At 59.9% G+C, this 6,432-nt stretch carries 4 protein-coding genes; all 4 read right to left on the bottom strand.

Annotated features, from left to right (window positions below; translation table 11 throughout):
• Positions 1–131: 131 nt before the first annotated feature.
• Genes BQ17_RS10975 through BQ17_RS10960 form a run of 4 tightly spaced genes read right to left on the bottom strand, consistent with a single transcriptional unit; the run spans position 132 to position 6,269 of the window.
• On the bottom strand, positions 132–902 hold the full coding sequence (locus BQ17_RS10975; protein WP_089726999.1) for a hypothetical protein: 771 nt from the start codon (positions 900–902) through the stop codon (positions 132–134).
• Positions 899–1,378, bottom strand: coding sequence for a hypothetical protein (locus BQ17_RS10970; RefSeq protein WP_089726997.1), 480 nt, complete (start codon positions 1,376–1,378; stop codon positions 899–901). Before BQ17_RS10970 ends, BQ17_RS10975 begins: the two co-directional genes overlap by 4 nt.
• Positions 1,375–4,059, bottom strand: coding sequence for an ATP-binding protein (locus BQ17_RS10965; RefSeq protein WP_089726995.1), 2,685 nt, complete (start codon positions 4,057–4,059; stop codon positions 1,375–1,377). Before BQ17_RS10965 ends, BQ17_RS10970 begins: the two co-directional genes overlap by 4 nt.
• Positions 4,056–6,269 carry an ATP-binding protein gene (locus tag BQ17_RS10960; protein WP_089726993.1) on the bottom strand — a complete coding sequence of 738 codons (2,214 nt, stop codon included), beginning with the start codon at positions 6,267–6,269 and terminating at the stop codon, positions 4,056–4,058. Before BQ17_RS10960 ends, BQ17_RS10965 begins: the two co-directional genes overlap by 4 nt.
• Between the last annotated feature and the right edge of the window lie 163 nt (positions 6,270–6,432).

The raw sequence follows: 6,432 nt of genomic DNA, 5'->3' as shown, positions 1-6,432 counted from the left end.
AGAGGCTGTCTAAAAACTAACCCATTGATTTTAAATCGGTAGGCTGGGGTGAGGAACGAACCCCAGCTGTGGTTATTGCCGGGTTTTGGCCGTCTCTGGCCGCAACCTGGCCTACGGCCTAGGGTCCCTTTTTAGACAGCCTCCCAGCGCGTCAGGATGCGGTCGGCCGTCTTGGCAATTTCCGCTGCATTTTCGGCGGCCGGGTAGGTTCTGTAGTGGTCCCGGACCTTACCGAGGTAGCCTTTGTCGATGGAGAGCAATTCCAATCCGTCGTTATCGCCGAGCTTCCTTTCCAACTTACGCAGCAGATCTAACAGCCATTTACTTTCAGTCTGGTGGTATACGGAGCTCAGGAAGGTCCGAAACGCAAGGTTCCCATCGTCGGAATTGACTCGTGCGTTCCTCAATTCCAGCTCGTTCTCCTGATAGGCATACAACCGCAGATTGGTGAGTTGCAGCTCGGACGCCTCTGCCTCGATGCCACGATACCGTTCTTCCATTTGCTCTTTGATACCACGGTACCGTTCTTCCATGTGTTCTTTCTCTTTTTCCAGTCGGTCTACCGCATCCTTGGATACCGAGAAAACGACCGCTGTGACCAAGACCATGACGATCCCGAGTATCGCAACCACAGTCGATAACCCACCGTCTCCTTGCCCCTGTTGTGCAACGCCGAGCAGGGAGAGTACGGCGCCTTTGTTCTGCGCAATGACCACGGCTAAGCTACATACGACAAGCCACAGACTACAAAATACGATGAAGATTGGGATAATATCCTGGAGAGGGGGGTATCTCTGGAACACCGCGTAGTGCCGAAGAGCGCCTGTCCGATGCAGGCGGTGGGCGAGCAGCAGGAGTGCCGTGCCGAGTGAAATAAGGAAGGTGCTGTAGGTAATGCTCATTGCACTTCCTCCACCTGTACTGCGTCCAACAGCTTGCGTGCCTGGTTAAGGAATGGCTCTAGGTCTCTTGGATGCTTGGTGAACAACCTTTTAGGCTGCTCGTTGCGGTCGCCTGTATAGGAGTCGGCTTCGTTGGTCAAGTAGAGATAAGGGATCGACGGTTTTGACTCCTTGGCATGTTCCCCCAAGAGCTGTCCTTGGTTCATGGCGTTTCTTTCCACCCGGTTACCATATAAGGTATCCAACCTCCCCAGATCGTCCGAAGAATACAGATCGAAGAAGAGATCGATAACCAGTAAGTGGACCTGACCGGGATGCGTGTCCAGGTACCGCCTGGCCCTGCCGATGGAGCGTTCGTTTCGGACATCCGCCCCGAGCTTCCGCAATCTATCGATGTAGGTATAGACATCGTCCGGCCGGTCATCGACAAAGAGTACAAAACGACCCTCCAGGGGCCCTTGGGTAGCGTTGCTCATGGGGAGTCCTCCGGTAACAGCGGCCACGTCAAGGTGGCCACAACCTGTTTTTGATCGGGTTCGTTTTCGACCTGGATGGATCCATCCAGGATCTCGACAATGCGGTGTACTGCGGATAGACCCACATGAGATCCCCTGGGGCGTTGACCGTGGACCGTATAGCCGGCCTGGAAGCGGTTTGCATATTCCGCTTCTGTCATGTGGCCTGGATTGCGTATGCGCACACACCACGCAGTGGGGCGACCGTCGGGGCTATCGGGAACTTCCTCCGCCGTAATAGTGACAAGGGTCTCCATAGCCGGGTGGTTCGCGGCATAATCCAGGCCGAATTTGAATGCATTACCGAGCAGGGTCCGCACAATCCTGCAGAAGGTCTCCTCGTCACCGGCAAGCCGCCGAGTCCATGCCGCAGCCTGCCCGTCTTCCGGCTCCCACCGGATTGCAATGGGAGAGGTGCCGGGGATCAGTCCACGGACGCGCACCCGATCCATTGCGATAAAATCCTCGAAACACCGCCGGGGGGCAAAGGACTTGCCCGGTGGTGATCGATCGGTGGGTGGCCGTTCGATGTCCGACCAGTTTTCCGCCAGATCCGATGCCGCAATCAGATGGCGCTTGACCACCCACCAGTTATCATCGGTCGTCGGTGCATCGCCGGTGCTTTCCAGCGCCAGGAAGCTCCGCAGGCAGTTGTTTATGGTGCCGGATAGGTCGTGACGGAGCAGTCGATGCCAATGTTTCCGCTCGTCCTCCCGCACCACTTCCTGAATGACCCAGCGCGCGCGATGGAGTACGGTCCGGATCCGTTGCACACGTGCCCACGTTATGAGCCAGGGTTGGCTGAACCGAAGGGCGATGGCGCCGATGGTCCGCTCCGCCACTGTGACCGGAATCGCGATTAGTCCGCCGATCTGGTCCAGCCAATCGAAAAACTCCCTTTGCTGCTCCTTTGTGAGCGACCGCCAATGCGGCGGATTGTTTTCTGACAGACCGGACTTGATGCACTCCTTCATCCCACCATCCTGGAAATCCGCGCAGGCCTTTATCTTCCCACTCTTCCATACGGCTACAGGGGGGTGGTAGTCGGCATCCAAGGGGAAGCGCATCTCACCCACAAACTCGGGAATGGCATCGCCGTGTGTACTCACAACCTCGAGCACATCGTTTCCGCTTTCCTTGGTTACCATAATGGCGCCCTGTGCCTCCACCACCTCACACATCCCCCCCAAAATGGCCTCGTAACGCCCGGCGTCATCCGATGCTGCCTTGAGCTTTTTGTCCATGCGGCGCATACACCGCTCGTGATGGAACACGGCCTCCTTGTCCTTCTGTCGAGTCGCGGCGCCTATCATGAGCAACAGGTTATTCAACAAGACCTTGATAGGAGCCACGTGGACCTCCTCGATGACCTTGGGTCCGGTATCAAAGACAATGCCATCTTGGTCGCTGCCCCTGCTCGGCCAATTCAGCTTGTCGAACACCATGAGTCCCACCAGTTTGCGTTCCGGGTCTCCGGCACCTGGGTCACCGGGATCATCACCGAGGACATCCGCAAGTACAGGCACCTCGAGCCAAGATGTGAGAGACGGGTGTTCCTGTCCATCCTTGTCCGTGGTCCTGATACCGATACGCTCGTTCCACCACTGGATATCGGAGTCCGGAACCCGCGCATCTTCTTCCGCGGTCCGTATCTTAAAGGTCAGCTCTTCTCGGGGGACGTCTCCATAGCCATCCACCCGCTCCGCGAGCACACCCCGGAGCGGACGGCGCAGCGGCAGCTTCTCCCGCAGCCCGTTCAGATGACCACCGGAAATATGGGTGAGGCTCAATACCCGATCCTCTTCCTGTTCCAATACCTCCCGATCCAAGGTGTCGATGCGATACAAACGCCCGCGGGTAAATCCGACCTCGGCCATCGCCTCGAACACCGCGGACAGGATCTCGTCCAGACCTCCCGGCAGATCCGCCGCCGGGTGGGGGGTTGCCACCTGAACGAGAAACTCTTCGTTTTCTTGGTAGAGGGGAAAGGAGTACAGCGTGTAACCGATCCGATCCGGCAGAAACGGACATCCACTGTGGTGCCTTTCCTCCGGTATGCCGCCCTGCTCGAACTCATCGAGGTAAGGCACGGGATCCGGCTCGTAGGGGTTGGCCTTTCCCCAGGCCGGGTTGTGGAATACCACCGTGCCGCCAGGATGCAACACGCGAGTGGGGAAGGGGAGTCCATTGAGGATCTCAGGGGGCTCGAACACCACCTCATCGAGCAGCTCCGCCCGCAACACCCGTGGATTGATCGGCTTGCGCAGCAGCTTGCCCTGGACCCGCGCATTGATCTCCTGAAACCGTCCCACGAGTGCCCGGCTTCCGTCTAAACCATCATTGTCGGAGACCAGGGCCTCGACGTGACTGATGAGCCAGAGCCGGCAGGTTTCCGGCAGTACCGCATCCTCTGTCAGATCCCGCAGGATGTCTTGGCTTGCCGTCGTCCGGTGCAGGTTGACATCCAGCAGTACATAGGCGGGGCGGGCATCCTTTACGGCGGCGTTCATTTGCGCGCGATCCAGATCCGAACGCAGGGTGGTGACGGTGAAGTCGTCGGCGAGGGTCTGTCCGACCAATTTCAAGAAATCGTCATTGTCGTCGATCACCAGCAGGCTGGGTCGGCTATCGTTACGTTTCATCGGGTCTTTTCCCTCGCCATTGTGTTGAGCACCACGGGCAGGCGAATACGGAAGCAGGTGTGCCGCCACCGGATGCTGTCCACCAGCTCCAGTTCGCCGCCGAAGCCCCGCAGCAGGTTGCGCGCCAGGTACAGCCCCATTCCGGTGCCTTCCTCACCCTTGTCCGTGTGCCGCGGGTGGAAAAGGACCCCGAGCATACCCGCCCGCACCCCCGGTCCATTGTCTTCCACATCCACATGCAAGGGGGTGTCCCGATCCTCGGGCGCGAGCCGGGTTTGTACCTGCACCCGGGCACGCCCCCCCATGTCCCTCAGAAAGTGAGAGGCATTATCCAAGAGGTTGCGCAGGGCCTGCTCCAGCACCATCGGCGGGAGGCTGATGGTAAGCGGCAGATTCGGGACCCGGAGCTCCAAATCGCAATCGATGTTGTTGAATCGGTACGCGAACAGTCGGATCGCTTCCTCCAGGGTGGCGCGCACCGGGAGACGCGGGTCGCGGGTGAGTCGCACCGCGCCCAGGTCCGAGCGGGCGAGGCCTACCAGGCGGTCGGTCTGGCGCCCAATCCGGCGCAGGGCATGGGGGGGTAATGCCTTGTCGTCGGCCTGTGCTTCACTGAGCCGGCTCAGCTCACCGGCAATCGGCTCCGCCAGCTGGGCGATCTCGTGCAGATAGCCTGCGCTGTGGCGACCCAAATCCGCGAGGACCGCCAGGGTTTCGTTGTGGATCGCAAAATGGAGCATCTCGACCAGCAGCTGCATGCGAGGCAGATACCGGGGCAACGTCTCCTCTGGCGGCTGCTTGGTGTCGCGGTGGCGGTAGAAGAAGGCGACGGCCCGCTCTACTACCGCCTGCTCCTCGCCGGGGGGGGTGTAAGGGACGGGCATGCACCATACCCGGTCGGCCGCCGCTGGCGCCAACGGACGCAAGGGTCCGGAATTGATGACCGCTTGGCTGGCGAACCTGTTCTGCTCAACTGCGCTGGCGAGCAGAGTCTGTCCTAGGCTCACCTTGACGTGCTCCAGAGCCTGGTCGTCCAGACCGGACTGTGCGCGTATGCTGTAGACGCCGGGCCGCTCGCGCGCCACCCACAAGGCCGCCAGTGTGCCGTCGTTTTCGGTGCAGATCTCATCCAGCAGGCGATCCGCCAATTCCTGCACACGGTTGCGCTGAAAGTCGGTGAATCGGTGCGTACCACGGGTTTTTCGCGGCCGGACGGCTCGGTCCGCGCCCTGGAGCGTCGCGACCAAATCCGCCAGGTGCACCGGCAGGGGTAGGCGCGGGCAGGTAATGGGCGGTCCCCGTTCGGTCTCATCGTCGAGCCATACCAACTGCGTATCGGTCTGCTGTATGCGGGTCCTGAGCTGGTTGCCTTCGCTGATCTGAGTCGGCCAGCTGTGGGCGGCCAATACCAGGTGGGAGGGCCGGTTGCCCGCTTCCAAAATGCGGGCCAGGTGCGATGCATCGTCCACCTTGACGGCGGCGATCCCCCAAGACTCCAGCCAGAGCCGCAGGTGGTCGGAAAAATAGGGGTCCGGCCCCAGTACCCCCACCTGCATCGGTGTCCTTCCCTGAGAGACGACGGGTCTGCCCCATGCCTGGCGTTCCAGCACCGTCACCATGGGTTTGTCTCGGTTGCGCTGCCGGCGCAGGCGTTCCTCATCCGTCAGCATGCTTAATGCAAGCTTGACCGATAGGTAGACCGTCAGGATTTCGGGCCGGACTTGGCTGATGACCACTACCAACCGGTCCCCGAGATCAATGGCATCAGCGATATCCCGGTGATTTCCAGGGGTCTCTGAGACGGACAGCAGGGCCTCGATCCCGCCTGCCTGGCCTTGGGTGCCGTCCAGCCGCACGAATACCCCGTCGGTTTCAAAATATCGGACGGCCATCCCGACCCGCATTTGTCCGGTCCGCGGGGGATCTATGAACCAGGGGTTTTGCTCCTCCTCGGCCCAGAGGGCGTTTGCCATGTAGAAGCGCGCATCGTCTCCGTCGCTCAGCGGATTGAGTAAAAAGACCGACAGAGGTTTTCCCTTTTGGTACTCCGTAGGGGCACGTCCCGGCGGGAGATATTCAGCGGGAATCCGTGCATGGTCAGCCCAGGCACAGTCGGGCAGGTGCAGGTTTACCGCCCCCACGTCGGGTTTGGTGACCACACCGGTCACGATGCGCTGTTTGAGCGGGATGGATCGGCGGGTGGAGCTCACGGTAAAATCCTGAGACCTTCACGTCAGATGTCGCGCCTATTTGTTTTTCTCACACCAAGCCACAGAGACACTAATGAGGCTGTCTGAAAACTAACCCATTGATTTTAAATCGGTAGGCTGGGGTGAGGAACGAACCCCAGCGTTGGTTATTGCTGGGTTTTGG

The organism is Candidatus Thiosymbion oneisti (assembly GCF_900092655.1).
GTDB lineage: Bacteria > Pseudomonadota > Gammaproteobacteria > Chromatiales > Chromatiaceae > Thiosymbion > Thiosymbion oneisti.
This window is presented reverse-complemented; position numbering and strand designations above follow the sequence as displayed.